The sequence below is a fragment of the Flavisphingomonas formosensis genome, assembly GCF_009755815.1.
In the GTDB taxonomy this organism is placed as follows: domain Bacteria; phylum Pseudomonadota; class Alphaproteobacteria; order Sphingomonadales; family Sphingomonadaceae; genus Flavisphingomonas; species Flavisphingomonas formosensis.
Genome location: NZ_WRPK01000001.1, coordinates 391,425 through 417,318 on the forward strand (window position 1 = coordinate 391,425; position 25,894 = coordinate 417,318).

Sequence of the window (25,894 nt, forward strand, 5' to 3'; positions counted from 1 at the left end):
GCGGCAACCGCCTGAAATCTCCTGGGAAACCGCCGTCCCGAGACAGATGAAATCTTTCGAGGGCGCGCTTATACGTCGTGCCGACGTCGCTTCGTGGGAGTAAGTGGACGATCGCCATGGCGATCTATCACTTGTCCGCCAAGCTGATCGGCCGCGCCAGCGGATCGAGCGCCGTGGCCGCGGCCGCCTATCGCTCGGCCAGCTGGCTGCCCGACCAAAGGCTCGACCGCCACCACGACTTCTCCAACAAGGCCGGCGTCGTCCATAGCGAGGTGATGCTGCCGGACGGCGCGCCGGAGCATCTTTCCGACCGGGCGACCCTGTGGAATGCGGTCGAGGCGGCCGAGATCCGCAAGGATGCGCAGCTTGCCCGCGAGGTCGAGTTCGCCATTCCCCGCGAGCTCGACCAGATCGAGGGCATCCGCCTTGCCCGCGAGTTCACCGAACGGGAGTTCGTCGCACGCGGCATGATCGCCGATCTCAACGTTCATTGGGACATGGGCGCCGATGGCGAGCCCAAGCCCCATGCCCATGTCATGCTGAGCCTGCGCGAGGTGAACGAGGCGGGGTTCGGCGCCAAGGTCCGCGACTGGAACCGCACCGAGCTGCTCTCCCATTGGCGCGAGGCCTGGGCAGACCATGTGAACCAGCGCCTCGCCGAACTCGATATCGACGCCAGCGTCGATCATCGCAGCCTCGAAGCGCAGGGCATCGCCCTCGAGCCCCAGCACAAGATCGGCCCGGCGGCTTCTCGCATGGCCGGTCAGGGGCTGGAATCCGAGCGGCTCGAAGAGCATCACGCTATTGCCAGGGCCAATGGCGAGAGGATTCTTGCCGATCCCAACATCGCGCTCGATGCCATCACCCGCACCCAGGCGACGTTCACCACCCGTGACCTTGCCCTGTTCGTCCATCGCCACAGCGAGGACAAGGAGCAGTTCGACCGGGTGATGGCGGCGGTCAAGGCCGCGCCCGAGCTGATGAAGCTCGGCCGCGACGGTCGCGGCGAGGAGCGGTTCACCAGCCGCGACATGATCGCCACCGAGCAGCGACTGGAGCGCGCCACGGTCGGGCTCGAATCCCGGCGGAACCATGGCGTCGGTGACAATAACAGAGAGGCAGCGCTCGCCCGATCAGCGGCGCGCGGAATGACCCTATCGACCGAGCAGCGCTCGGCGTTCGAGCATGTCACCGACGCGAAGGGGCTGAGCGTGGTGATCGGCTATGCCGGCACCGGCAAGTCGGCGATGCTGGGGGTGGCGCGCGAGGCATGGGAGTCGGCCGGCTATCAGGTGCGCGGCCTTGCCCTCTCCGGCATTGCCGCGGAGAATCTGGAGAGCGGATCGGGCATCGCCTCGCGCACCATCGCCAGCCTCGAGCATCAATGGGCGCAGGGCAGGGAGCAGCTTGGGGTGCGTGACGTGCTGGTGATCGACGAGGCCGGCATGATCGGCACGCGCCAGATGGAGCGGGTGATCGCCGAAGCGGAGAAACGCCGGGCGAAAGTGGTGCTGGTCGGCGATCCCGAGCAGCTCCAGGCGATCGAGGCGGGCGCTGCGTTCCGCAGCATCCATGAGCGCCATGGCGGGGTCGAGATCACCACCATCCGACGCCAGCGCGAGGAGTGGCAGCGCGATGCCACCCGCCATCTCGCCACCGGCCGCACCGCCGAGGCGATCCAGGCTTATGATGATGCCGGCCGTGTCCATGCAAAGGAGACCCGCGAGCAGGCGCGGGCTGACCTGATCGCGCGCTGGGATCGGGATCGGACAGTGTCACCCGATGCCAGCCGGATCATCCTCACCCACACCAATGACGAGGTGCAGGCGCTCAACCTCGCCGCACGCGACAAGCTCCGCGGAGCGGGCGACCTCGGCGACGACATCGCCCTCAACACTGAGCATGGCGAACGGCCGTTCGCCAACGGCGACCGGATCATGTTCCTACGCAACGAGCGCAGTCTTGGGGTGAAGAACGGATCGCTCGGAACGGTGGAGAGCGTCACGCCCACGCGCATGGCGGTGATGCTCGACGATGGGCGCAGCGTCGCGTTCGACGTGAAACATTATGCCGCGATCGATCATGGCTATGCCGCCACCATCCACAAGGCGCAGGGGGTGACGGTCGACCGGGTCCATGTGCTGGCGACACCAGGGCTCGATCGCCATGCCGCCTATGTCGCGCTGTCCCGGCATCGCGACACGGTCGATCTTCATTATGGCCGGGACGACTTTGCCGATCAGGGCAGGCTGGTGCGTGCGCTCAGCCGCGAGCGCGGCAAGGACATGGCGTCGGACTACACGCGGGACTTTGCCGACCGGCGCGAGATCCGAATGCCGGAGGCGATCATCGAAAGGCAGGCCCGAACCCGCGATCCGTTTGCGGGCATCAGGCTGCGGCCGGTCGGTCCGGCGCAGCGTGACCTGTTCGAGGGCATGCAGCTCGGCGGCACGGCGGCAACGCCCACCGCCGGCCGACCCAATCTCGGTATCGCCGTGCAGCGGTTCGCTCGCGCGAGCGCCGACATCGTGCGGATGCGGCGGGACGGTTATGAGGAACTGCCGCATCAGACGGCAGCCTATCAGAAGGCACGCCGCATGCTCGATGCGGTGCGGCCGGAGGCAGCCCGCGATCTGCGCGCGGCGTTCCTGCGCGACATGGGGCTGATCGACGAGGCCGCGCAGGGCCGTACCGGCAATGCCATCCGCGCCATGGCGCTGGAGGCCGAGATGCGGATCAGCCCCGAGCTCAGGGCCGACCGGTTCATCGAGGATTTTGAGAAGCTGGTGAGGCAGCATCGCAGGCTGAGCGAGTCTGCCGAGGATAGCGCCAAACGCGCGATCGAGAAGCAGATGAGCGGCATGGCCTGGAGCATGGAGCGCGATGCCCAGGCCGAGTCGCTGGTGCGCAGGAAGCTGCCCAAGCTCGGTATCGAGCCGCGGGAGGGCGCGTCCTTGTCTCATGGCATCGAAGAGTGGCTCGGCCGCTCGCGTGGGTTGGGCATCGGCATGTAAAAGCCGGTCGATGGATCAGGACAGCAGCAACGAGGGCGATACCGGCACGGCCGCTCAGGCCTTTGCGGAGCTGCGCGCCGAGGTGAGCTTGCTCCGCCGAGGCATAGAGCGGCTGACCGACGAGCGGACCGCGCAGCCGGATTATGCGCCGACGCTCGAGGCGATGGCGAAGAGCATCGACGATATCTGCACCTGGGCGCGACGCGTGTCGGAGCGGCCGGCGCTCAGGCTCACGCCGGAGAGCCTGGCGAGGGAAATTACCGCGGCTGCGGCTAACAGCCGCGCCGAGGATCGCAAGATGCTTGGGGAGGTGGCAGGCGCCATGAACGCTGCGGTCGGTCGCATCGATGGTATGGTTGCGCGGTCGCGATCGGTTCGCGAGCAGAAGCGCTTGCTGAACGGGAACCGTGCCGGGTTCGCGGCCGCAGGCATGCTGTTGTGGGCGATCCTGCCCGGAGTCGTCGCGCGATCCTTGCCTCAGAGCTGGGCGGTGCCCGAGAGGATGGCAGCGCGGGTGCTGAGGATGGATATGGGGCAGGCTGGGCGGAGGATGATGGCAGCGGCCGATTTCAAAAACAGGGCGCCCTGGCAAAACCGAGCCGATCTGCCACGTCCAGACAGATAGGCTTGGTCGATTCACAGCATCAAGGGTGAGACGGGGCTTTCGGCAATCCCCCGGACGAAGCGAGCATGTTCTCGTTTAGTTCGGAGTGGCCTTCGATGCATGAGCTTGCCCAACATGTACGTGATCTGATGGTCCTGTGGACCGGAGCGGTGACTGCCTTCCATCTCGCTCGGGATATCCGGCGGTGGCTATCGAGACAGCGGAGCTGACCCGACCGCGACATGGGTAAGCACATTGTCATGACGGAACCCCGAAAATCTTTCCTTCCGTTTCAACTAGTTGATCGGCGTCCGGCATTTTTCTCAAAAAAATCGCTAAACGGATTTGCGGATCTTTGGACCTTGTCATTGAGGGGGCGGTGTCGTTGCCCCTGGGGATGACGGGGGAATGGCATGGTAGCGATCGTCACGGGCAACGGGCTTGGCGTCGAGCGGACGTCGGGGTGGTTGCTGGGCTCGCGCGGGCAGCTGGGCGATGCGGCGTTCGGTCGGCTGGGCGAGAACGTCACCCTCAACGCGGCGACCGGCAACCTGGTGATCCAACGGACCGACGAGATGCTGATGGGGATCGGCCCGGACAGCGTGATCTCGCGGGTGTACAACAGCAAGGGCACGTTCGACGCCGACGGCAATGGCGACAACTGGCAGCTCAACGTGCAGCGCCGGGTGATCGGGCTGACCGGAACCGCGAACACGACCGGCAGCACGATCACGCTGATGGACTGGGACGGATCGGATGTCGTCTACAGCTATGATGCGGCGAGCGGTAAATATGTCAGCAAGGAGGGCGCGGGCGCCTATGACACGCTGAGCTATAACAGCGGCAGCAATGTCTGGACCTGGACCGACGGCGACAGCCAGGCGACCGAGACCTACGCCGCGGCGAGTGTCGGCTGGCGGCTGACCCAGAGCCGCGACCTCGACGGCAATACGCTGACCTACGCCTATACCGGCGACCATCTCACCAGCATCACCACCACCGACAGCCTGACCGGCAGCCGGGTGGAGCAGGTGCTGTTCACCTGGGACACGGCGAGCGGCAAGCAGAACAACCTGTTGTCGGTGACCACCTCCTACTGGAACGCCTCGGGCGACACGGCGGCGAGCTCTATCACCCGGGTGAGCTACACCTATGACTCGCAGAACCGGCTGTCGACGGTCACCACCGACCTGACGCCCGGCGATACCAGCGACAGCTCGGCGGTGACCACCACCTATTATTATGACGGCACGAGCGATCGGGTGACCTCGATCCGGCAGACCGGCGGAGCGCGGGTCGACTTCACCTATACGCTGACCACGGGCACGACGGACGATTACCGGGTGACCGCGATCACGCAATATACGGCGAGCGGCGTCACGCGGCAGACCACGATCAGCTATGACGACGTCAATCACAAGACGACGATCACCGATCCGAACAACCAGGCGACGGTGCTGACCTATGGCGCGACCGCGACGACGACGAACCTGCTGACCCAGGTCGACCTGCCGCCGGCGCAGGCGGGCACACCCGCCCAGGTCCTCAAATATGCCTATTATGGCGACCGGCATCTCAAGACGGTGAGCGATGGGGTCAGCAACCAGGTGCTGGCCTATTATGAGTATGACGCCAACGGCAATGTGACCCTGCAGCGCGATGCGGCGGGCAACACGGTGACCCGGACCTACAGCGCGACCAATGCGCTCTTGAGCGAGACGCGCTACACGGTGCCCGATCCGGACGGTACCGGCGTGGGGCAGCCCTCGGGTCCGTTCACGACCTCTTATGCCTATTCGACCGACGGCAAGCAGCGGTTGCTGTTCGTGGTGAGCCCGGAGGGCGAGGTCACCGAATATGGCTATGACGCCAAGGGCCAGCGCACGGCGACGATCGTCTACCGGGACATGGTGACGACCAGCGGCACGGCCTCGCCGGCACCGGCGCTGGGCAGCGATCCGACGAGCTGGGCGGCGGCGCTGTCGACCTGGCGCGACGGACTGGATCGCAGCACGGTCGAGCGCGCCGACGTCACCTACGACTATCGCGGCAATGTCGCGACGGTGACGACCTATGCGACGGCCTCGACCACGGGCGCCGGGACATCGACCGGCAAGACGGTGGTCACTTACACCTATGACCAGTTCGGTAAGCTGCTGACCCGTCAGACCAGCGGCATGACCAACACCGAGGTGTTCGCCTATGACGGGCTGGGGCGGCTGATCCACGCGGTCGACCTGAACGGGGATGCCGTCGACACGGTGTTCACCGACACGACCAACAAGGTGGTGGTGACGCTGGCGAGCGGGGTGGTGCAGACCTCCACCTATAATCTGGCAGGCGAGCTCACCAGCTTCGTGGAGGCGGACAACACGCCGCCGGTGGCGACGACCAGCTATAAATATGACAGCCTCGGCAAGCTGCGGATCGAGACGAGCCCGACCGGGATCAAGACCTATCATCTCTATGATGCAGTGGGCCGCAAGGTCGCCGATATAGCGGCGGACGGCGCGCTCGTCGAATATGTCTACGACAAGCGCAACCGGATCGTGGCGACGATCGCCTACAGCAACCATGTCGACACCTCGGCGCTGGTCGATGAGAGCGGCAATCCAATCGAAGGACTGGCGCTCGCCACGGTGCGGCCGACCACCGACGATACCAAGGACGTCTATGCCTGGCGGGTCTATGACAATGCCGACCGGCTGATCGAGACGATCGACGGCACCGGCGTCGCGGTGATCTACGCCTATGACGGCATGTCGAACCTGGTCAGCACGACCTCCTACGTCAACAAGCTCACGAGCTCGCTCGCCACCTACCGGACGACGCCGCCGGTGACGCTGCGGGTGCCGACCGCCAACAGCGGCGATGTCGTCACGCGCAACTTCTACGACGGCGATGGCCGCCTGGTGGGTGTGCTCGACGGCACCGGCCATCTCAGCGAGATCCGCTACAATGCGGCCGGCGAGAAGATCGAGACGATCGCCTACTGGACCGCCTCGACCGGCGATCTTGCCGGCGGCACGCTGGCGGCGCTGCGTCCGGCGGACAATGGCAACGACCAGCATGTCCGCTATTTTTACGACAATAAGGGGCAGCTGCGCTACCAAGTGGATGCGTCCGGCCAGCCGACCGAGTTCGCTTATGACACCGCCGGTCATCTGCTGCACAGCTATGATTATCCCGGCACGATCGCGGCGCCGGCGAGCGGGGGCTGGACGCTGGCCTATGTGCAGGGCCAGATCGGCACCAACTGGCCGGCGACCAATACGACGCCGCGCAAGAGCTTCTCGGTCTATGACCCGGCGACGGGCCAGCTGGCCTTTTCGATCGATGCGACCGGCGCGGTCACGAGCTACGGCTACGACTCTCTCGGCCGCGTGATCAGCCAGACGCGCTATGCGACGCTGCGCACGACGACGAGCGATGCGCCCTACGCCACGATGGTGACCTGGGCCTCGACGGCTTCGACGAACACGGCCAACCGCACGACCTATATGGTCTACGACCAGCTCGGTCAGCTCAACTACACGATCGACGCTGAAAATGGCGTCACCCGGTACAGCTATGATCTGGAGGGCCGGAAGACCTACGAGTATCGCTACTCGACACTCTATGCCGGAACGGTTCCGCCGGACCTGGCGACGATGGACAGCTGGTCGACCAGCAATGCCGACGCGTCGACCACGCGTTATGTCTATGATGCGTTCGGACGGCTGAGTACGGTCACGGCGGGCTATGGCTCGTCGGCGGCGACGACGACCGCTTATGGCTATGACGGTCTCGACCGGGTGTCGGACGTAACCGAGGCGAGCGGTGCGACCGACGGGTCGACCTCGGTCACCCACACCGAATATGACGGGGCGGGACGAGTCGCGAGCGTGACGCGCGGCTATGGCGCGCCGGAAGCGTCGACCACCAGCTACGCCTATGACGGGTTCGGGCGGGTGAACAGCGTGACGGTGGGCGCCGGGACGGCGGACGCGGCAACGACGCGGACCACCTATAATGCCGCGGGCCTGGTGGCCACGGTGACGCGCGGCTACAGCACGAGCGAGCCCGAGCCGTCGACCACCGCCTATCTCTATGACGCGTTCGGGCGGGTGACGGACGAGACGGTGGCATCGGGCACGAGCGATGCGTCGACCACCCATTATGTCTATGGCGCGGATGGCCGGGTGGCGAGCGTGGCGCGCGCCTACGGCACCACGGACGAGGCCGCGACCAGCTATCTCTACGACGCGTTCGGCAATGTCCTGAAGGCGACCGATGCGCTCGGCGGGGCGACCTACAGCTTCTACGACAAGCTGGACCGCAAGACGCTGGAGGTGGATGCCGAAGGCTATGTGACCAAGACGACCTATACGCTGGGCGGATCGGTGGCCTCGATCATCCGCTATGCCACGCGACTCGATCTCGTGGCCAATCCGATCACGCCGGGCGTGGCCCCGACACCGGTCGTGACCAGCGGGGAGGATGCGACCACCAGCTTCACCTATGACAGGCTGGAGCGGCTGACCAGGAGCACGGACGCGCTCGGCAATTACGAGCAATATACGCTGGATGCCTATGGCAACCGGGTCCAGGTGCGTAACAAGCTGGGCGGGATCACCGACAATGTGTTCGACAAGCTCGGCCGCCTCCTGAGCGAGACGAAGACGATCACCACGGTGAACTCGGACGGCTCGGCAGGGCCGACGAGCCAGATCCGCACGAGCTACAGCTACGACAAGCGCGGCAACCGCACCAAGATGATCGAGGCGGACAGGCTCGATCCGCCCAACAACAGCGCCAACCCCGAGCAGCGCACCACCATCTATGTCTATGACAAGCTCGACCGGCTGACCAGCACGGTCCACGACCAGGTCAAGGTCGCCGACGGGACCACCTATGTGGATGGGTCGAGCTATGTCGACGTGATCGAGACGCTGGTCTACGACGCACGCGGCAATGTGATCGAGAGCGACGACGCGACAGGCGGCCGCACGCTGTTCTTCTACGATCACCTCGACCGCAAGATCGCCGAGATCAGCCCGACCGGCACCTTGTCGACCTGGAGCTATGACGATGCCGGCAACGTCAAGACCGCACGGGTCTACGGCACCAGTGTGACGCTGCCGGCGAGCCCGGGCGGCACGCCGCCGGCGGGCGACGCGAACAATTACCGGATCACGACCTATACCTATGACAAGGCCGGCCGGATGACGTCGGCGACGAGCAGCGGGTCGACCAAGATCGGCACCGCTGCCGCCACCACCGGGGTCACGATCGGTTCGGGGGCGGTCGATGCGACCTCCTACACGATCACCCAGAATACGACGCTCACGACCCAGACCTTCTACGACAAGCTCGGCAACATCACCCGTCAGGTCGATGCCAACGGCAACTCGACCTATTATTATTACGACAAGCTCGGCCGTAAGATCGCCCAGGTCGATGGCGAGCGCTATTATACCCTCTACACGCTCGACGCCGACGGCAATGTCACCCGCGAGGAGCGATCCGCCTACAAGCTCGCCAGCGTCCCCGCCACGGTCGACGGCCTCTACGCCAACCGCATCGCCTACAGCCAGTTCGGTTCGGGCACGACCGGCTGGACCACGGGCTATAATCCGGCCGGTATCGTGCAGAATGGCGGCCAGCCGGTGTCGGGGAGCACGGGCGGGGTCGGCTACGTCAAGGACCAGTTCGTCGCGACCGCGTCGGGGCAGCAGGTCTCGATGGCCACCGACGACAATAACTGGTGGTCGGTCAGCGAAGGCGAGAGGCTGGCGGTCCAGGCAGGGGTCGAAGCCGTGGGCGCGGTCGGGAGCCTCAGGCTGACGGTGTGGTTCCAGGATCCCAACGGCGTCTGGAGCTCGGTCGACGTCGCGACGCTGAGCGGCGCCCAGGCGTTCAACAGCAAGATGTCGGGGTTCGTCACCGTCCCGGCGGGCGCCGTCAAGGCGCGGCTCGAACTCTACATGACCACCTCCGGGTCAGGCAGCGGCTCGTTCAGCCTCATACAGCCGATGGTGACGGCCGTGTCCGCGAGCCAGGTCGACCAGCCGGCCTATGTGGCGGGCTCGAACGGCAGCGTGGCGCTGGAAGCCAGCCGCATCACGACGTTCACCTATGACAAGATGGGCCGGCGGCTCACCGAAAAGCGGCTGGGGGTCACGGCCGGGACGGTGAACGCCTCGACTGGCGCGCTGAGCGTGGCGGCGTCGACGGCGACGATCAGCTACACCTATAATGCGCTGGGCGAGGTGACCCAGAAGAAGGAAGCGACCGGGGACTATACCGACTATCATTATGACGATGCCGGGCGCCAGGACTGGAGCCGGACCTCGGCGTTCACGGCATCGGACGGGGTGACCTCGGCGAGCGTCAAGCAGCTGACCCGCTATGCCTATGACCGGCTCGGCAACCTGTTGAGCACCACGATCAACGCGGAAGGCGCGACCAGCGGCGACCGGGTGACGAGCTACACCTATGGCAAGGGTGGCCGGCTCGCCACCATGACCGATGCCAGCGGGTTCACGCGCACCTATTCCTACGATGCGGCTGGGCGGCTGCTGAAGGAGCGCTGGTCGCGCCTGACGAACGCCGGCAGCGTCATCGAAGCCAATGTCTATCAATATGACGCGGCCGGCCGGGTGGTGATGCAGTCGGTCGCGACCCAGCAGTCGGACGGCACCTTCCTCGCCGGCGACCAGAACCAGGTCCAGTATAATGCCTATGGCGACGTCTCGGCGCAGGGCGTGAACGGCCTGCAGGAGACGTTCAGCTACGACAATGCCGGCCGGGCGTGGAAGTCGACCGCCGACGACGGCACGGTCAAGCTCTATCTCTACGACGGCAATGGCAACCAGACGTTCGTGATCCGCTCGACCGGGGCGGATCTGTCGGCGGCGACCCAGGCCAATGTCGTGACCTATGCCAATGCCCTGCGCGCCGGGTTCGTGGCCGACAAGGTCGGAACCGAGATCGTCTATGACGGCCGCAACCAGGCGGTGCAGACGCAGTCCCTGTTCCAGCAGCAGACCGGCGCGGTCACCGCGACGACGCTGGCCTCGCGCAGCTACAATGCGTTCGGCGAGGTGGCGAGCGAGACCGCGCCGATCACCGATGCCAATGGCAATCCCGCGGTCACCACCTACAGCTACAACACGATGGGCAAGCTGGTCCGCACCGAGCTGCCCTATGTCAGCTGGACCAACGAGGCCGGGGTGGACGCGATCGCCCGCCCGACCCGGCTCAACTATTACGACATATCGGGTCGCCTGGTCGGCGTGCGCGACGAGAATGGCAATCTCAACACGCTGAGCCTGCTCGCCAATACCGGCCATGGCGGCTCGGATGCGCTCGTGCTCAAGGAGTTCCATGCCGACGGCGGCATCTTCGAGAACCGCTACGACGTGTTCGGCGACAAGCGCTACACCAAGAATGAGATCGGCCGGCAGGAATATTACATCTATGACGGAATGGGCCGGCTGATCGAGCAGGACCATGAGGTCCGCACCTCCGGCACGCCGGGCTACAGCACCACAGCCAGCAACCAGCTGATCGACTATTATACCTATGATGGGCTCGGCCAGCGCATCAAGCACACCAACTCGCTGTTCGGGACGGGAACGCGCGAGACCACCGATTACGACGCCCAGGGCCGGGTCACCAAGATGGTCGACATGGGCGGCAACATCACCAGCTACAGCTATCAGTGGGACGGCAGCATCGCGACCGGCGGGCTCGGCACGTTCGGCGGCTGGGTCAAGACGACGGCGTTGCAGACAACGATCGCCGGCGGCACGGTGGTGAACATCCGCGATCCGGAGACGGAGACACTCGACCGGTTCGGCCGGACGGTCGCGAAGCACGACTTCGGCAGCAACGACTATGCCTACACCTATGACAAGGGCGGCCGGCTGGTCTCGATGGCGATCGGTGGCGATACGACCACCTATGGCTGGTACAATAGCGGCCTGATCGCCCAGACCGTCTCGGACGACATAACCACGGTCTATCCTGGCTTGACGCGAGACGACCGGTCGACGGCGAGCTATGGCTATGATGCCATGGGGCGGCGCATTGCCGAGAGCTACAAGGCCGAGTTGTTCTGGAGCGGTTCGACCACCGCGGCAAGCATCACCCAATATGAAAATGCCACGGTGACCTGGGATGCGGCAGGGCGGATGATCACCCTGAACGACAGCCGGGGCAGCGCGGCGGGCGACGAAGCGAGCATCAGCTGGAGCTACGATCTCGCCGGCAATATCCGCCACATGCATGCAAGCTACTACAACATCAACAATGACGGCAGCTATGGCTCGCTCGCCAATCCGCCGCAGGACTTCTGGTACAAATATGATGCGATGAACCGGTTCGTGACGACCAAGGGCACGCTCTCCGGCGGCCAGATCGTGCGCGGCTATACCGGGACCGACATCGGCTACGACAAGGCGGGCCAGCGCATCTCGGCGACCAGCACGATCAGCTATCTCACCAATCGCCGCGAGGATTATGGCTACACGGCCGACGGCTATCTTGCGACGGTGCGGGTGGCGACCTGGGCGGTCGGCGGTACCGAGCCGACCACCTCGACCGCCGATACCAAGCTCCAGGCGAACTATGTGATCGACACGCTTGGCCGCGTGACTGCGCTCACCGAATATGGTCCGGACGGGGTGACGGCCTGGTATACCCGCACGCTCCAGCTCAACACCAAGGGCCAGATCATCGGCGACACCACGGCGACGCGCGAGGATGACGGCCACTGGCGCTGGAGCGACACCGACTATTATTTTGACTCGAACGGGGACGGCACCGGTCTCTATCAGGGCGGCGCGACCACCCGCATCGTCAGCAACACCTGGCGGACCGACTCCGCCGATCGCCATGACGACGTCAGCGACTACAAGACCGGGGTCACCACCAACAGCTATGTGTGGCGCGACAGCGCGATCCAGTCTTCCTCGGCCTATGACAGCGACGTCACCGACAGCGATCCCTCGGTGGTCACCACCAGCTATATCTATGACGGGTTCGGGCGGCTGAAGCAGACCTCGGCGAACCAGCCCGGCGACACGGTGACCACCAATTTTGTGACCGACGCGAACGGGGTGATCCTCGAGCGGCGGGAAATCCACTCCTCCGACACCGGCCGCCAGCCGCGGCAGGTCTATTATTATTTTGATGGCACCGCGGTCGGCGACATATCGAACAACGGCACGTCGGACGTCGATTATGTGACCTCGATCAGCCACCGGTTCGACCAGGGCTACAAGCACGGCATCTTCCGCTACGGCACCAGTTCGGGCCAGCCCTATGCCGACTTCGACCAGAGCTACGACCCGATCAACGGGTTCAGCTATGACGAAACCGCCAGCCGCTACACGGTGCGCACCGGCGACACGCTGCAGTCGATCGCCCAGACGGTGTGGGGCGACAGCTCACTCTGGTACAAGATCGCCGACGCCAACGGGCTCGACGGCACCGAGACGCTCGCCGCAGGCCGCACCCTGCTCATCCCCAACAAGGTCGCCAACATCCACAACAACGCCTCGACCTATCGGGTCTACGACCCGAACGAGGCCATCAGCGGCGATATCCCCACAACCTACGTCAAACCGCCCAAAAACAGCTCCAAATGCGGCGTGTTCGGACAAATATTGCTGATGGCGATTGCGGTGGCGGTTATCGTCATCTCGCATCAGTATGAGTTGTTCTCCGCCCTTGGTCCGATCGGCGGTGGCGCGGCAACAGGCGCGCTTGCCAGCGTCGTCAGTCAGGGCGTCGGGGTAGCCACGGGGATCCAGGACAAGTTCTCGTTCAAAGGCGTGGCGATAGCCGCGATTGCAGGGGGAGTCTCGGGCGGCCTGGACAAACTCGGCGGTTTCCTGAGCGGCTCGGGTGTCGCCAACGTAGCCGCACGCGGGGTTGTCAGTAGCCTGGCGACCCAAGGCATTGCGGTGGCTACCGGACTACAGCACAGTTTCGACTGGGCAGGCGTGGCCGCAGCCGGCGTCGGCGCTGCAGCCGGCGGCGTCATCGGTGGCGGCATATTGGGCAATGTGGCGGACGGCCTCGCCAGCGCGGCGACGCGGAGCTTGATCACCGGCACTGACTTCGGTGACAATATCATGGCCGTCCTGCCCAGCGTCATCGGCAATACCATCGGCAGCTTCGCACAAAAGGCGCTGAAGAATGTGGGACAGAAATCGACGAGTCAGTCCGGTCAGCGGCCGCCCGATGATGGTCTATATTCAACGCGTTACCTCGATGGCCCCGACGGTGTGGGTGGGCCGGCCCAGTTAACGAATGCGCAGCTATTATATGGTGGTGGATATAACGGAGAAAAGGCATCCGGCGTTCTGAGAATGCCGCTCGATGAGGCACGTGCCCGATATCCCAATGGGGCGTGGTTGGACGACGGGTCCGGCAACGGATATTATACGGATTGGTCGCAGTCCGCGCCGGTGGCGGTGGCGTCTGCGCCAATAGCGGTGGCGTCCACTCCTGCGTTTACTGCACCGGTCGATACGGCCGCCGTGGGAGCTGCGCTAGAATCCACAGAGCTAGTTGTGCAGGCTCAAGTTCTGGCAAACGCGCCGGGAGCCCAGCTATTTTCCGAAGTTGCGCCGGCACTACAGCGCTTCCTGGGTGGAGAAGCAAGAACACCGGCTGCCGTAGCTGGTCTGGTACTGGGATTTGGAGGGGCGTATCTTGCCGGCACGCTGAATACGTCGACTGATGGCGTGCCGAATGGCCCGGATATCGAGTTCTTCCCCAGCGATGGCCCTCGTACGCCACTGTCAACCGGTCACCCCATCCCGGTTCCGCAGCTTCCCGACGTCGAATCCCTTCCTGGCGAAATTATAGTGCCCACGCCTTTCGCCGGTTATCCTGCGGTAACCCAAGGGCCCACTATCCTCTCCACGCCAATGCCAAGTAGCCCATTGGGGCCAATTACGTTGACCGCAGAGGCCGCAGAGACGGAAGTACCTCTTACCGCCGGTCAATTGAGAGGCGCTCCTGGTGTCGCTACGGCTAGCGGTGATCTGGCGCCGGCCTCTGGTCGTTGGCTTGACCCCGGCGTTCCAACGCCGATTCCCGGTCAAGTCGCGGATGCACTTGTCGGCAGGAATTTTAACTCGTTCAACGACCTACGATCGGCTATTTGGGAGCAGATAGGCGGTAACGCGGAGCTGAATGGAGGCTTCTCACGAGGCAACTTGGGGCAAATGAATGCTGGCAATGCGCCATTTGCACCGAGTGAATATCTCGCTGATTCCGGAGCCTTTGGGGAGCGTTTCAATCTCCATCATATAGACCCGATCGCAAACGGTGGACCGGTCTACGATCTAAGTAACTTGCGCATTGTATCTCCTAAGGTGCACTATTCAATACACTACGGCCCCGGATTCTAAGCTAGGTGAAGATGATGAGCAATCTATTGAGCCGGCAGGAACTACTCCAACTGCTGGATAAAATCATGAGGCCGAAAGCGTACGGCCTCAATGAAAAGCAAGGTGACGAAGTCCTGCTTGCGTTCTGTGCCGGATGTCCTGATCCGGTCGGTGCGCGCTGGCTGGTGGTGGAATGCCTCGATCCAATGACCGATGAAGAGCTTGTGGATCGGGCGATGAACATGGCCCACCGAAACCCTGCCGATGTTCCAACTTCGGAACTACCTGCGGGTCACCCACTGCGCGGAATCGCGGACTAGATGTTTGGTCCCGGGATTTGATGTTGCGGGTCTGATGTGAAGCGCTGGGGTTCTTTTGTCCAGCATTTGCAAATAAACTCATATGGTGTGAGGCCCTGAAGGGTCTTCAGCCGCTTGGCGAAGTTCTATGCGGCGACGAAGTTGGTGAGATGTTCACGCAGTTGGTCGTGCGTTTCGTAGTAGAAGTGAGTAGTCCCTAGTTTTCTAGACGCCTTCGGCTTTCAAAATCTGCTGCCGTTCGAACTCGACGGGTGACAGCATCCCGTTCCTGACCTGCTTGCGAACCGGGTTGTAGAACATCTCGATGTAATCGAACACGTCCTGCCGGGCTTCCTCGCGGGTTTTGTAGGTCCGGCGCCGGATGCGCTCGCGCTTGAGCGAGGAGAAGAAGCTCTCGGCCACGGCATTGTCATGGCAGTTGCCCCGTCGGCTCATCGAGTGCTCAAGATTGTGAGCCCGGATGAAGGCAGCCCAGTCCATGCTGGTGAACTGCGCGCCCTGGTCCGAGTGGATCAGCACCCGCTGCTTCGGCTTGCGCCGCCATACCGCCATGTGCAGCGCCTGTAGCACCACATCGGTGGTCTGCCGGCTCTGCATCGACCAGCCCACCAGGCGGCGCGAGTAGAGGTCGATCACGACCGCCAGATAGGCAAAGCCTTCCAGTGTGCGAATGTAAGTGATGTCGGTCACCCAGGCGCGATCGGGCGCAGCAACATCGAACTGGCGATCCAGCATGTTGTCGACCACTAGGGATGGCTTGCCACCGTAGCTGCCAGGCCGGCGTTTGTAGCCGATCTGTGCTCTGATGCCCGCCAGCCTGGTTAACCGCGCAACGCGGTTGGGGCAGCAGGTCTCGCCGTGATCCAGCAGGTCATTGTGCAGCTTGCGGTAGCCACAGACTTTGCCGCTGTCGTTCCAAGCCTTGCGGATCAGATCGGTCTGCCGAGCGTCCTCCCGAGCCCGCTGGCTAAGCGGGTTCTTTTGCCAAGCATAGAAACCGCTGGGCTGCACAGCGAGGCAGCGGCACATTGCCCGTACGCCAAAGCGATCGCGATGCTCGGCAATGAACGCGTATCTCACTTTGCATCTCTGGCGAAATGCGCGGTGGCTTTTTTTAGGATGTCGCGCTCCTCGGTCACCCGAGCCAGCTCGCGCTTCAGCTGGCGGATCTCGGCATCCTTGCCAGCATCGCCGGATACGACCTTCGCCAGCTGCCGCTTCCACGCATACAGCGAGTGCGCACTGACCCCGAGCCGCTGCGAGACCTCCGCTACCGGATACCCGCGCTCGGTGATCTGGGCCACCGCATCACGCTTGAACTCATCACTGAAATTGGGCTTCCCCATCATCGCCTCCTGTCCTCAAAATTAGGATAGAAGGCGTCCAGAAATCTAGGGACTACTCAAAGCGCTTGACGGTCGCTTCCTTGATGGTGCGGTTCATCCGCTCCACCTGTCCGTTGGTCCAGGGATGCTTGGGCCTGGTGGTACGGTGATCGATGTCGCTGAGCGCGCAGGCATATTCGAAGGCATGAGCGCGGAAGAGTTCGCCGTTGGCGATCGCTTCCTTGATGAGCGGCACGGCCGAACTGAACCGCGCCGGGTCTGCCGGAGGCGCTGGGGTGTGAGTCACGCTGCCATATCGAGGTTGTCCGCGGCAGCATAATATTGCTCTTCGGCTTCGGGCGGCGGGATGTTGCCGATGGGCTCCAGCAGCCGACGATGGTTGAACCAGTCGACCCATTCGAGCGTGGCGTATTCGACGGCTTCGAAGCTGCGCCACGGCCCATGCCTGTGGATCACCTCGGCCTTGTAGAGGCCGTTGATCGTCTCGGCCAAAGCGTTGTCGTAGCTGTCCCCGAGGCTGCCGACCGACGGCTCGATCCCGGCTTCGGCGAGGCGCTCGGTATACTTGATGGACACGTATTGCGACCCACGGTCGCTATGATGGATGAGGCAGCCCCGATGGGCCGGCCGTCGATCGTGAAGCGCCTGTTCCAGGGCGTCGAGAACGAAGCTGGCATGCGCCGTCCTGCTGGCCCGCCAGCCGACGATCCGCCTGGCGCAGGTATCGATGACGAAGGCAACGTAGACGAACCCCGCCCAGGTCGCGAAGTTGGTGAAGTCTGATACCCAGAGCATGTCCGGCGCTGGCGCGTAGAACTTGCGATTGACGTGATCGAGTGGGCACGGCGCTGCTCTGTCGCTGATGGTCGTACGCACCGGTTTGCCCCGGATCACCCCTGCCAGGCCCATCTCGCGCGTCAACCGCGCGACCGTACAGCGGGCGACCGGAAAGCCCTCCCGCATCATCTGCCGCCAGACCTTGCGCACGCCGTAGACCGCGAAGTTCTCGGCAAATACGCGCGCGATCTCCGGCTTCAGAATGACATCCCGCTGCGCCCGCGCCGACAGCCGTGTCGGGTCCTGCCGCTGCGCGACGCGCTCATGATAGGTGGATGGGGCGATCGGCAGAACGCTGCAGATCGGCTCGACCCCATAGGCATCGCGGTGATCGTCAATGAAAGCGATCATCGCCGGAACGGGCGGTCGAGCTCCGCCTACGCAAAATATGCCGACGCCTTGCGGAGAATCTCGTTGGCCTGCCGCAGCTCACGGACCTCGCGCTCCAGCGCCTTCACCTTGTCGGCAACCTTGGTCGGGACGCCCGCCCGGTTGCCGCTGTTCACCTCGGCCTTCTTCACCCACTCCAGCAGCGTGTCCTGAACAACCGATCTTCTCGGCAATGGATATGATCGCTGCCCATCGTGACAGGTGATCGCGCTCGTGATCCAGCACCATCCGTACCGCTCGCTCGCGGACCTCAGGTGCAAACTTGTTCGTCGTCTTGCTCACACAGGCTCCACCTTCTCAGGAGTTGGAGCCTCCGGCAAACCCGGTGCGGTTCAATCAGGCTGCATCGTGATGGCCAGATAAGGCAACGGTACTGTTGCTACAGAGAGCGCAACAAGGCGCCTTCGACCCCGGGTGACATGCATTTCCCGACAGCAGAGGACGCGCTCGCTGAGGCCTTGGGGCGCCGCGGCATCGACCCGAGCACCGTTGAATTCACTCCACAGTACGGGAAGAATATGAATCTAAAAGGACCAAATGGCGAGCCTTGGGAAGTAGTCTCTGGACTGAATTCGAACGGAAATATTGTCGAATTTGACCACCACCCGTACGGACACTTTTCCGCAATAAAAACGAGTTCGAATTACCTCACTACCACGGGCCTAAGGATGAACACTTGACCTATCCGGGCGATTCTATAACGAACTACTAACTGATATACTAAGGAAGAGATTATGAATAACTCGGGATTATATTGGAGCGCGCTATGCGAGTTGGTAGCGCAACTCAACTGTTGGGTTCGGATGGCATGGAGAGAGGGCGGATTGACGGTCGAGGAACGGTGGGGACAACTTCTGATAATCCCAACGAGTGGCTATCTAGAGGCGTCTGGTGGACCAGTGCCACTCCGGGACGTCGAATGGGTCGAACTATCGACGAGCCGCATCAATGGCGGCATGGCCGGACGGCCGCTGCAATTTATCGATACAACCGACGAGATACTGGCGGCCTTACGAGATACAGAGGTCCATTGGGAAATTCAGGAGAGCACGTGGTCGAGGGAAGGTGTCTTCACAGATGAGCCCGTTCGAGTGGTTCATTTCGTGAACCCATTCGGACCTACACCAAGGCAGTAATCGGCAATATCATCGGCGGCCTCGCACAAAAGGCACTGAAGGATGCCGGCCAAAAGGCTACCAGCAAATCGGCTCATCCCTTGGCAGACGATGGCGCAGGCACATCAGGGCAGCGTGGAGCGCAAGCAATCGCTGATCAACAAGGCGGCGGACTGGTTCAATATGCAGATTTCATACCGGGGCAGCAAGGTCGAGGCATCTATCTGCGAAATGGGGCCGAGTCTGACTGGGTGGTAGATCCCGGTGCGGCCAATAATCCCAATGGATAATTTCAACTAAATCAAGAGGGCAACTTCTACTGGGTTCCTCCACAGGGAGCGAGCGTTCCAACAATAGCAGTTACTTCGACGCCCGCGATTGCCTCGTCGGTTGATACGGCCGCCGTGGGGGCTGCGCTGGGATCGAACATGTCCGTGCTGGCGAGCGCGCCGGGCGCCCGGCTCTTCTCGGAATTTACGCCCGCACCGAGTCGCATCATCGGCGTAGAAGGCAAGACTGCACCAGCGATGTTTGGTTTAGGTGTCGGGTTCGTCGCTGCTTACGGGGCGGGACGCATCTTCATGAATCAAGGCCCCGATAAATCGGTTGAGGGCCGTGCGCTCACTCCCACAGACATCGCCAACGGGCTAAGAAACAGGTCAGGCCATTGCTGCAGGCGCGAGCGGAGCGCCAGATCCACGACGATCGCCGACGAAACATGAGGAGGAAATAGGCGAGTTATGGAAATCGGAAGGCGATGATATCATTCTGCGTGGGGAGAATAGCCCGGACCCGATGCGATAAGGAACGGGGAGTATTGGGATATAAAACGGGTAACGGGTACGGGAACGCTTCAGAACTCCCTACGAAGTGCAAAGGATAATTTTTCCGGACAATATGCAGTTGAAGAGCTTGGATTGACGAGGGCAGACACGAGGGCGCTGCTCGATGTGCGTGAAAATCCTGTATGGGATGATGTAGCAAAAATTCTGGCGGAGGTTGTGCGATTGGAACGAGGTAACGATCTAGCACATATGGCTGGCTTTGAAGTTAGGGCGACGAATGCCATTATCAGATGGACGCCAAAGTATGAGCACTAATTATTTTATGATTTGCATGGATTACAACAGGGGCGTTAAGTTAGGTAAGTCAATATTAGTGAAGTACGATGAATAAGATGAGAAATCATTTGGTTTTCTTCTAATGGATTTAACATTGATGGCCGCTGGAATGCTGATTCACGAGGATGTTCTGCGCTTCAGCATTTTCTCATGAACACAGGCTACGTGAGATTAGAGTACTTCCTGAGTACGCAAATATATATGCCAATGGAGTTGATTTACCTGCAGGATTTCCAACTGATGATCCAACCGATGACAACTATAGTTTGGGAAAAATTTGCTTGATCCTGTTAATCCTTCCAATGCATAATTCGAAGCAGAAATTCTTGATGAGAAATTAGTAACTTTAATCTCTAAAATAGAGGAATCGGGTGCTATCAGGACAATGCCCCCCCCCCCCTGGATTGAGATTAAGATTACGGTGAAGATTACTGAAGATCGAAGCAATTAATTACGGCAACAGTTTACTAATTGGCCAGCGTTTGTTGACATTCCCCCGCGGGAACGATCCTGAGCGCCTATGGCGAGATCGCGGCGAAGGGCATCAACGGCTATCAGGAGACGTATAGCTACGACGCGGCCGGCCGGGTGTGGAAGTCGAGCGGCGACGATGGCACGGTCAAGCTGTTCCTCTACAATGCCAATGGCAACCAGGCCTTCGCGATCAGCTCGACCGGCGATGACCTGTCGGGTGCGACCCAGGCCGATGGGGTGACCTATGCCAATGCGCTGCTGGCCGGGTTCGTGCCGGGCAAGGCGGGCACGCTCACCCTCTACGACCGGCGCAACCAGGCCACCCAGACGCGCTCGCTCTATCTGCAGCGCAGTGCGACGAGCACGGCCTCGACCGTGTTCTCGCGCAGCTACAATGCGTTCGGCGAGGTGGCGAGCGAGACCGCGCCGATCACCGACGCCAATGGCGATCTGGCGCTGACCAGCTACAGCTACAACACGATGGGCAAGCTGATCCGCACCACTGCCACGCCTCGACATGCACCGACCACCAGGCGCGCTTGGCCTTGTTGGCAAATATTCGACGCGGCATCAGCCCACCTCCCCATCGGAAAGCGGATCACATGGGACATCGTCATGCACCGGAACAATGTGCGAACTTCGGACGGGTACAAGTTGTCAAATTAAGAGGGCAAGATAAAAGGATCGGCTCAACCTGTGGTGAAACCTGTGACGTGATGGCGTGGAAGATCCCCGCTGTCTGATCACCTCGGCTGCGATCCGCGCGTGTCGCCGACTTTGACCTCGATCGCGACCCATGGTACGCTTGGTAAGAATGATCTGAGCCGCCGCGGTTATCCACTCGGGAGCCCTTGGCATGAGTCGGACAGATCCTGATCGGATGGCGCATTGCCCAATTGCGCCTGGATCGAAATACTGCCACTCCTCCTCACATTTCCTCGGCCGCGCGCCGAATAGTCAAGGTTGAAGAACCGTGCAGACTCAACGCACCGAAGCCATGAGCCAGATGCATCGGCTCCTGGGCTTCCTCGAACGGGATCCCGCCAACCCCCGCCTGCTGGCCGATGCCGCGACGGCGGCGTTCGAAGAGCGGGATCCCGACCGCACCGAGGCGCTGCTCGCCCGGCTGGAGCAGGCGGCGCCGCCGCTTCCTCCCCCCTTGGTCCATCTGCGTGGTCTTGTCGCCCTTCAGGCCGGCCGGTTCGATGAGGCTGCTGCCGCATTCGAATCCGTGCTGGAAGCCGGATCGGCCGATGCCGCTGTGCGCTTCAACCTCGCCTGGGCGCATGCAATGCGGAACCGCCACGAAGACGCGCTCGCCCTGCTCCACGACGAGGTGGTTGCCGCCTCGCCGCGGGCACCGTCGCTCAAGGTCCAGATGTTGCATCATCTCGAACGCTATGAGGAAGGGTTGGCGGCAGGGGTCGCGCTTGCCGAGCGTTTTCCAGACAATGCCCCGCTGATGGCAGCGCTCGCCACCCTCGCTATAGATGCCGGGAAGGGCGACCTCGCCCGGCATTATGCCGAGCGGGCCGGGGATGATCCGGAGGCGCTGGCGGCACGCGGCGTGCTGGCGCTGGACGGCTCCGAGCCCGGCGAGGCCGAAGCTATGCTCGACCGATCGCTGGCCGCGAGGGCGAACAACCCGCGCGCCTGGGTCGGCAAGGGGCTCGCGCGGCTGGCGGCCGGCGATGCCGCAACGGGGGCCACGGCGATCGATCGAGGAGCGCAACAGTTCGGCGATCATCTGGGATCGTGGATCGCCGCCGGCTGGGCGCATTTCGTCGCTGGCGACGCGGCCGCGGCGCGCGCGCGGTTTGAGAGGGCGATCGCGATTGATGCCACGTTCGGCGAAGCGCATGGCGGCCTTGCAGTTCTCGATCTCCTGGCGGGCGATACGGACGGCGCACGGCGCCGGACCGAGACTGCGCTCCGGCTCGATCGTGCGGGTCTCGGGGGGACTTTGGCGAAGACCATGATGCTCGATGCGGCTGGCGACAGCAGCACTGCCCAGGCGCTGCGAGAGCGCGCTCTCCATCTTCCGATAGGGCCGGACGGGCAGACCATCGCCCAAGCGCTGGCACGGCTCAGTTTCAGGATGGGTGGTTAGCCTATCCGCTCGACCGGGCGCCAGTGGATCAGCGCGGGCGCAGCTGCGCGATCACCTGATCGATGAGCGAGGAGGCTTGGGGATCAGCCGCGATCGTGTCGCTGACCCTCGATACGATCTGCTGGAACTGGGCATCGTTGATCAGCGCGGCTCCGAACTGCTCGGTAAGCAGGGCTTGCACGCAGGCGCGCCGAAGCTGGGATGGCTCGGCTCCCTGCAACGCCGCAAGCGTATCGAGCCCGGACGGGGCTTTCTCCTGCTGCTTGCCCGCTTCGGGCCGTCCACCGCCTTTCGCCTGCGTCCTTTCGAGCAGGCGCCGGCGCAGGACGGCAATCAGGTGATCGGCGCTGGAGACCGGTTCCATCAGGGGGCGTCCTAGTGTCGGGTCGGCTTGAACGTCGTCTGCCGCAGCAGCAGTGATGCGGCCGAAAGCGGTTCCCCGTCCGATGGCGGCTGCTTGTTCCGCATCTCGTCGATGAGCAGTCGCATGTCGCGATTGAGCGGCAGATTTTCGGTGTTGCGCGTTATGCCGCGCTCAAGATGCTCGATCGCCTCGTCGAACTCGTCCCGGATCATATGGGAGAGCCCGCGCGCGAACAGACGCAGGGGTTCCTCGTCGGGCAGGCCAAAAAGGGGCCCCCACGCTTCCTGCGCGGCATGCGCCTCGCCGGAGGTGAGGAGAAGGAAACCGAGCTGGAAGCGCGCGATGGCAAAATCGGGCGCGATGTCCACGGCCTTGCGCATTGCCAGGCGCGCCTGCGCATAGTCCTGCCGGGCGGCGAGGAGCGAACCTTCGAGAAAATGCAGCCGTGGATCCCTGGGAAACTCTCCGAGCAGGACGGGCAAGCCGCGCTCGTCTCCCGCTTCGATCGCGCCGAGCAGCGCGGTCATCCGATCGTCCGGGCACAGGGTGATGGTCTCGCTCATCGGCTGTCCTATCGTTGAAGGGTGAAATGGCCGCGTTGCGTCAGGCGCTGCCGCAAGCGAACGAGGGCGGCGCGGTGTAATTGGGAGATGCGCCCCTTGCTCAGGCCGAGAAGATCCGCAATCTGTTCGAAGCCGACTCCGGAAAGATAATGATGACGCAGGATCATGCGTTCACGCTCGGGCAGCGCCGCCAGTTCGGCGTGCAGCCGGCCGATGAGCTCACGCCATTCCGCGCTGTCATAGGCGGAGGGCTGCGGTGCGGGCTGGCCAGCCTCGTCATCGACGTAGAGCGAGGTTCCTTCGAGCATGAATCCGATCGCCAAGCTGCCGATCAGCTCGGCCAGTTCGATGATGGCATCCTTTGCACGCGGAGGAGTCGATGGGGCGAGCGAGTGCAGCCGGTCGCGCTCGGCCTGTGCGCGGGACGCGATCTGCTCTCGCACCTCGCTCATCTGGTTGATCCCGTTCAATATGCTCCCCGATATACGCCGTGTGGCATAGCCGCGGAAGGGTGTGCCATGATCCGGATCGAACCGGTCGATCGCCTCCAGAAGCCCCGAATAGGCCCATTGCCTGAGATCGGCGAGATCGAGATCGCCCCGATCCCTGAGCCGATGATGGCGCCGGGCGATGGCCAGCGCGAAGCCGTGATGCCGCTCGAACAGGCGCTCGCGCGCCGCCTGGGAGCCTGCCCGGCAAGCGAGCCAAAGGCTGGCCTCCGCGTTCCCATCGGCAAGGGCGCTGGCCATGGCGGCTAATGGAAGCTTCCCATCACGCCCTGGAGCACGAGGCTCCAGCCATCGATCAATACGAACATCAGGATCTTGATCGGCAGCGAGAGGGTCGACGGCGGAACCATCAGCATGCCGAGGGCCAGCAATATGCTGGAGACGACGAGATCGATCAGCAGGAATGGGAGGAAAACGACGAAGCCGATGCGGAATGCGACCCGGAGCTCGTTGAGCATGAAGGCGGGCACGAGCTGCATCAGGCCGACATCGGCGGCGCGCGCCGGCAATGGCTTGCGGGCGATCGAGTAGACGGCCGCGATATCCTGGTCCCGCACCTGCCGCAGCATGAATGCCTTCAGCGGCGCACTCCCTTCGTCCATCGCCTGGCTGACGGTCAGCCGGCCGTCGAGGAAAGGTCGGAGCGCCTGGGTGTTGAGCGCATCGAAGGTGGGGCCCATCGAGAAGGCGGTGAGGAACAATGCCAACCCGATCAGCACCTGGTTGGGCGGCGTCTCCGGCATGCCGAAGGCATGGCGGATCATCGAGAGGACGATCACGATCCGGGTGAAGGATGTCATGCAGATGATCAGCGCCGGCAGCACCGCCATGAGCGTCAGCGTTAGCGCGATCCGGATGACGCCGGAGGTCCGGGAGAGATCTTCGTTCGCCGCGAGCGCCTGGACGGTGGCCGGAGCCACAACTGGCGGTCTGGGCGGTGCGGCAGGGGCCGCGGCCAGAGCCGCTCCGGCGAGTCCAAGCAGGGCAAGGGCGAGCAGCAGGGTGGCCCAAAGGGCGCGCGGATTGATCACGCGCATGCTCGACCGTCGCCCTCTTGTGCAGGGAGTGGGAGTGGGAGCGAGCGCAGGACGGTCACGCTCTGCGGCGTCGCGGCGACCAATAAGTCCTCGCCGTCGCAGCGGATGATGCAGAGCTGCGTCTGCGGATTGAGACGGATAATCTCGATCAGCCTCAGTCGCCGCTCGCGTCCCTGTTGCAGCATGCGGGGCAGCGGGTTCGCGCCGAAGCGTGCGCGCAATGCGAAGGCGCCGCCGACGGCCAGGGCCAGGCACAGGATCAACGAGGCAAGGACGCGCCAATAGGAAATTGTGTCGTCCGCCACCGCATTGCCGAGGGCAAGCGCCGGCGTCGCGACGGAGGCTACGGCCAGTCCGGCGAGCCATGGGCGTCGGCCGGGCCGAAGGCGGGCGCTGGTCACGATGAGGCGATTTCCACGATTCGGATGCCGAACCGGTCGCCGACCGCCACGATCTCGCCGCGTGCCACGCAGGCGCCGTTGACATAGAGGTCGACCGGATCGGCGATATCGCGATCGAGCGGCAGAACGCTGCCGGCCCCGAGCGCCATGAGCGCCTGGATGGTGAGCTCAGCCGAGCCAAGACGGGCTTCGACCTCGACCTTGACGTCGTCGAACAGCGTGCGATCGATCGCGACGAGGCCGGGCTTTGCGGCAGACAGGCCGCCGGACATTTTTTCGGAAGCTTGTTTTGACACGAT

General features: G+C 63.1%; 14 protein-coding genes, 3 pseudogenes and 1 other annotated feature. Of the genes and pseudogenes, 7 read left to right on the forward strand and 10 right to left on the reverse strand.

The genetic code is table 11. The features are described 5' to 3' along the window. The first annotated feature begins 116 nt into the window (after positions 1–116). The 4 genes from traA (at position 117) to GQY20_RS02000 (ending at position 15,328) form a co-directional block, all read left to right on the forward strand. The gene (gene traA, locus GQY20_RS01985) at positions 117–3,014 is read left to right on the forward strand and encodes a Ti-type conjugative transfer relaxase TraA (RefSeq protein ID WP_157215361.1); all 2,898 of its coding nucleotides are present in this window, start codon (positions 117–119) and stop codon (positions 3,012–3,014) included. Positions 3,015–3,024: 10 nt separating this feature from the next. Then, positions 3,025–3,639, forward strand: a complete 615-nt coding sequence (locus GQY20_RS01990; protein WP_157215362.1) for a DUF6118 family protein — start codon at positions 3,025–3,027, stop codon at positions 3,637–3,639. Between the two features lie 392 nt (positions 3,640–4,031). After that, positions 4,032–15,029, forward strand: a complete 10,998-nt coding sequence (locus GQY20_RS01995) for a LysM peptidoglycan-binding domain-containing protein (RefSeq protein WP_157215363.1) — start codon at positions 4,032–4,034, stop codon at positions 15,027–15,029. A gap of 14 nt (positions 15,030–15,043) precedes the next feature. Then, the gene (locus GQY20_RS02000; protein ID WP_198350808.1) at positions 15,044–15,328 is read left to right on the forward strand and encodes a hypothetical protein; all 285 of its coding nucleotides are present in this window, start codon (positions 15,044–15,046) and stop codon (positions 15,326–15,328) included. Here the strand turns inward: GQY20_RS02000 and GQY20_RS02005 are convergent. The 4 genes and pseudogenes from GQY20_RS02005 to GQY20_RS02020 form a co-directional block, all read right to left on the reverse strand. Further along, positions 15,325–15,513, reverse strand: a pseudogene (locus GQY20_RS02005) (IS481 family transposase); the annotation flags it as partial. The gene GQY20_RS02000 and the pseudogene GQY20_RS02005 overlap by 4 nt on opposite strands. A 19-nt stretch (positions 15,514–15,532) precedes the next feature. Beyond that, positions 15,533–16,674 (reverse strand): IS3 family transposase gene (locus GQY20_RS02010; protein ID WP_157216114.1). Its coding sequence is split into 2 segments (ribosomal slippage): positions 15,533–16,434 and positions 16,434–16,674, totalling 1,143 coding nucleotides; the frame shifts between segments, so codons are not numbered across the junction. 58 nt (positions 16,675–16,732) lie between these two features. Beyond that, a pseudogene (locus tag GQY20_RS02015) lies at positions 16,733–16,828 on the reverse strand (integrase core domain-containing protein); the annotation flags it as partial. Between the two features lie 128 nt (positions 16,829–16,956). Further along, positions 16,957–18,129: pseudogene (locus GQY20_RS02020) on the reverse strand (IS3 family transposase). Next, positions 17,788–17,904 (reverse strand) — a sequence feature (AL1L pseudoknot). Its footprint overlaps the pseudogene before it by 117 nt. 1,315 nt (positions 18,130–19,444) lie before the next feature. On the opposite strand from GQY20_RS02020, the gene GQY20_RS02025 reads away from it, so the two are divergent. From GQY20_RS02025 to GQY20_RS02035, 3 genes are all read left to right on the forward strand, one after another. Then, positions 19,445–19,738 (forward strand): hypothetical protein, encoded by a 294-nt coding sequence (locus tag GQY20_RS02025; protein WP_157215365.1) that lies wholly within the window; start codon positions 19,445–19,447, stop codon positions 19,736–19,738. 987 nt (positions 19,739–20,725) lie between these two features. Continuing rightward, positions 20,726–21,277: a hypothetical protein gene (locus GQY20_RS02030; RefSeq protein WP_157215366.1), complete on the forward strand. Its 552-nt coding sequence runs from the start codon at positions 20,726–20,728 to the stop codon at positions 21,275–21,277. A gap of 340 nt (positions 21,278–21,617) precedes the next feature. Then, entirely contained in the window at positions 21,618–22,721 is a 1,104-nt protein-coding gene (locus GQY20_RS02035; RefSeq protein WP_198350809.1) for a tetratricopeptide repeat protein, read from the forward strand. A 28-nt stretch (positions 22,722–22,749) separates the two neighbouring features. Here the strand turns inward: GQY20_RS02035 and GQY20_RS02040 are convergent, their stop codons facing one another. Genes GQY20_RS02040 through fliN form a run of 6 tightly spaced genes read right to left on the reverse strand, consistent with a single transcriptional unit; the run spans position 22,750 to position 25,867 of the window. Then, positions 22,750–23,085 carry a hypothetical protein gene (locus GQY20_RS02040; protein WP_157215368.1) on the reverse strand — a complete coding sequence of 112 codons (336 nt, stop codon included), beginning with the start codon at positions 23,083–23,085 and terminating at the stop codon, positions 22,750–22,752. A gap of 11 nt (positions 23,086–23,096) precedes the next feature. After that, the gene (locus tag GQY20_RS02045) at positions 23,097–23,648 is read right to left on the reverse strand and encodes a tetratricopeptide repeat protein (RefSeq protein ID WP_157215369.1); all 552 of its coding nucleotides are present in this window, start codon (positions 23,646–23,648) and stop codon (positions 23,097–23,099) included. Between the two features lie 8 nt (positions 23,649–23,656). Next, positions 23,657–24,397: a sigma-70 family RNA polymerase sigma factor gene (locus tag GQY20_RS02050; protein ID WP_157215370.1), complete on the reverse strand. Its 741-nt coding sequence runs from the start codon at positions 24,395–24,397 to the stop codon at positions 23,657–23,659. Positions 24,398–24,402: 5 nt separating this feature from the next. Continuing rightward, positions 24,403–25,194, reverse strand: coding sequence for a flagellar type III secretion system pore protein FliP (gene fliP, locus GQY20_RS02055; protein ID WP_157215371.1), 792 nt, complete (start codon positions 25,192–25,194; stop codon positions 24,403–24,405). After that, a complete protein-coding gene (locus GQY20_RS02060) occupies positions 25,185–25,595 on the reverse strand; it encodes a FliO/MopB family protein (protein ID WP_157215372.1) in 411 nt (136 codons plus the stop codon). The genes fliP and GQY20_RS02060 overlap by 10 nt, the downstream gene beginning before the upstream one ends. Next, positions 25,592–25,867, reverse strand: coding sequence for a flagellar motor switch protein FliN (gene fliN, locus GQY20_RS02065; RefSeq protein ID WP_157215373.1), 276 nt, complete (start codon positions 25,865–25,867; stop codon positions 25,592–25,594). The genes GQY20_RS02060 and fliN overlap by 4 nt, the downstream gene beginning before the upstream one ends. Between the last annotated feature and the right edge of the window lie 27 nt (positions 25,868–25,894).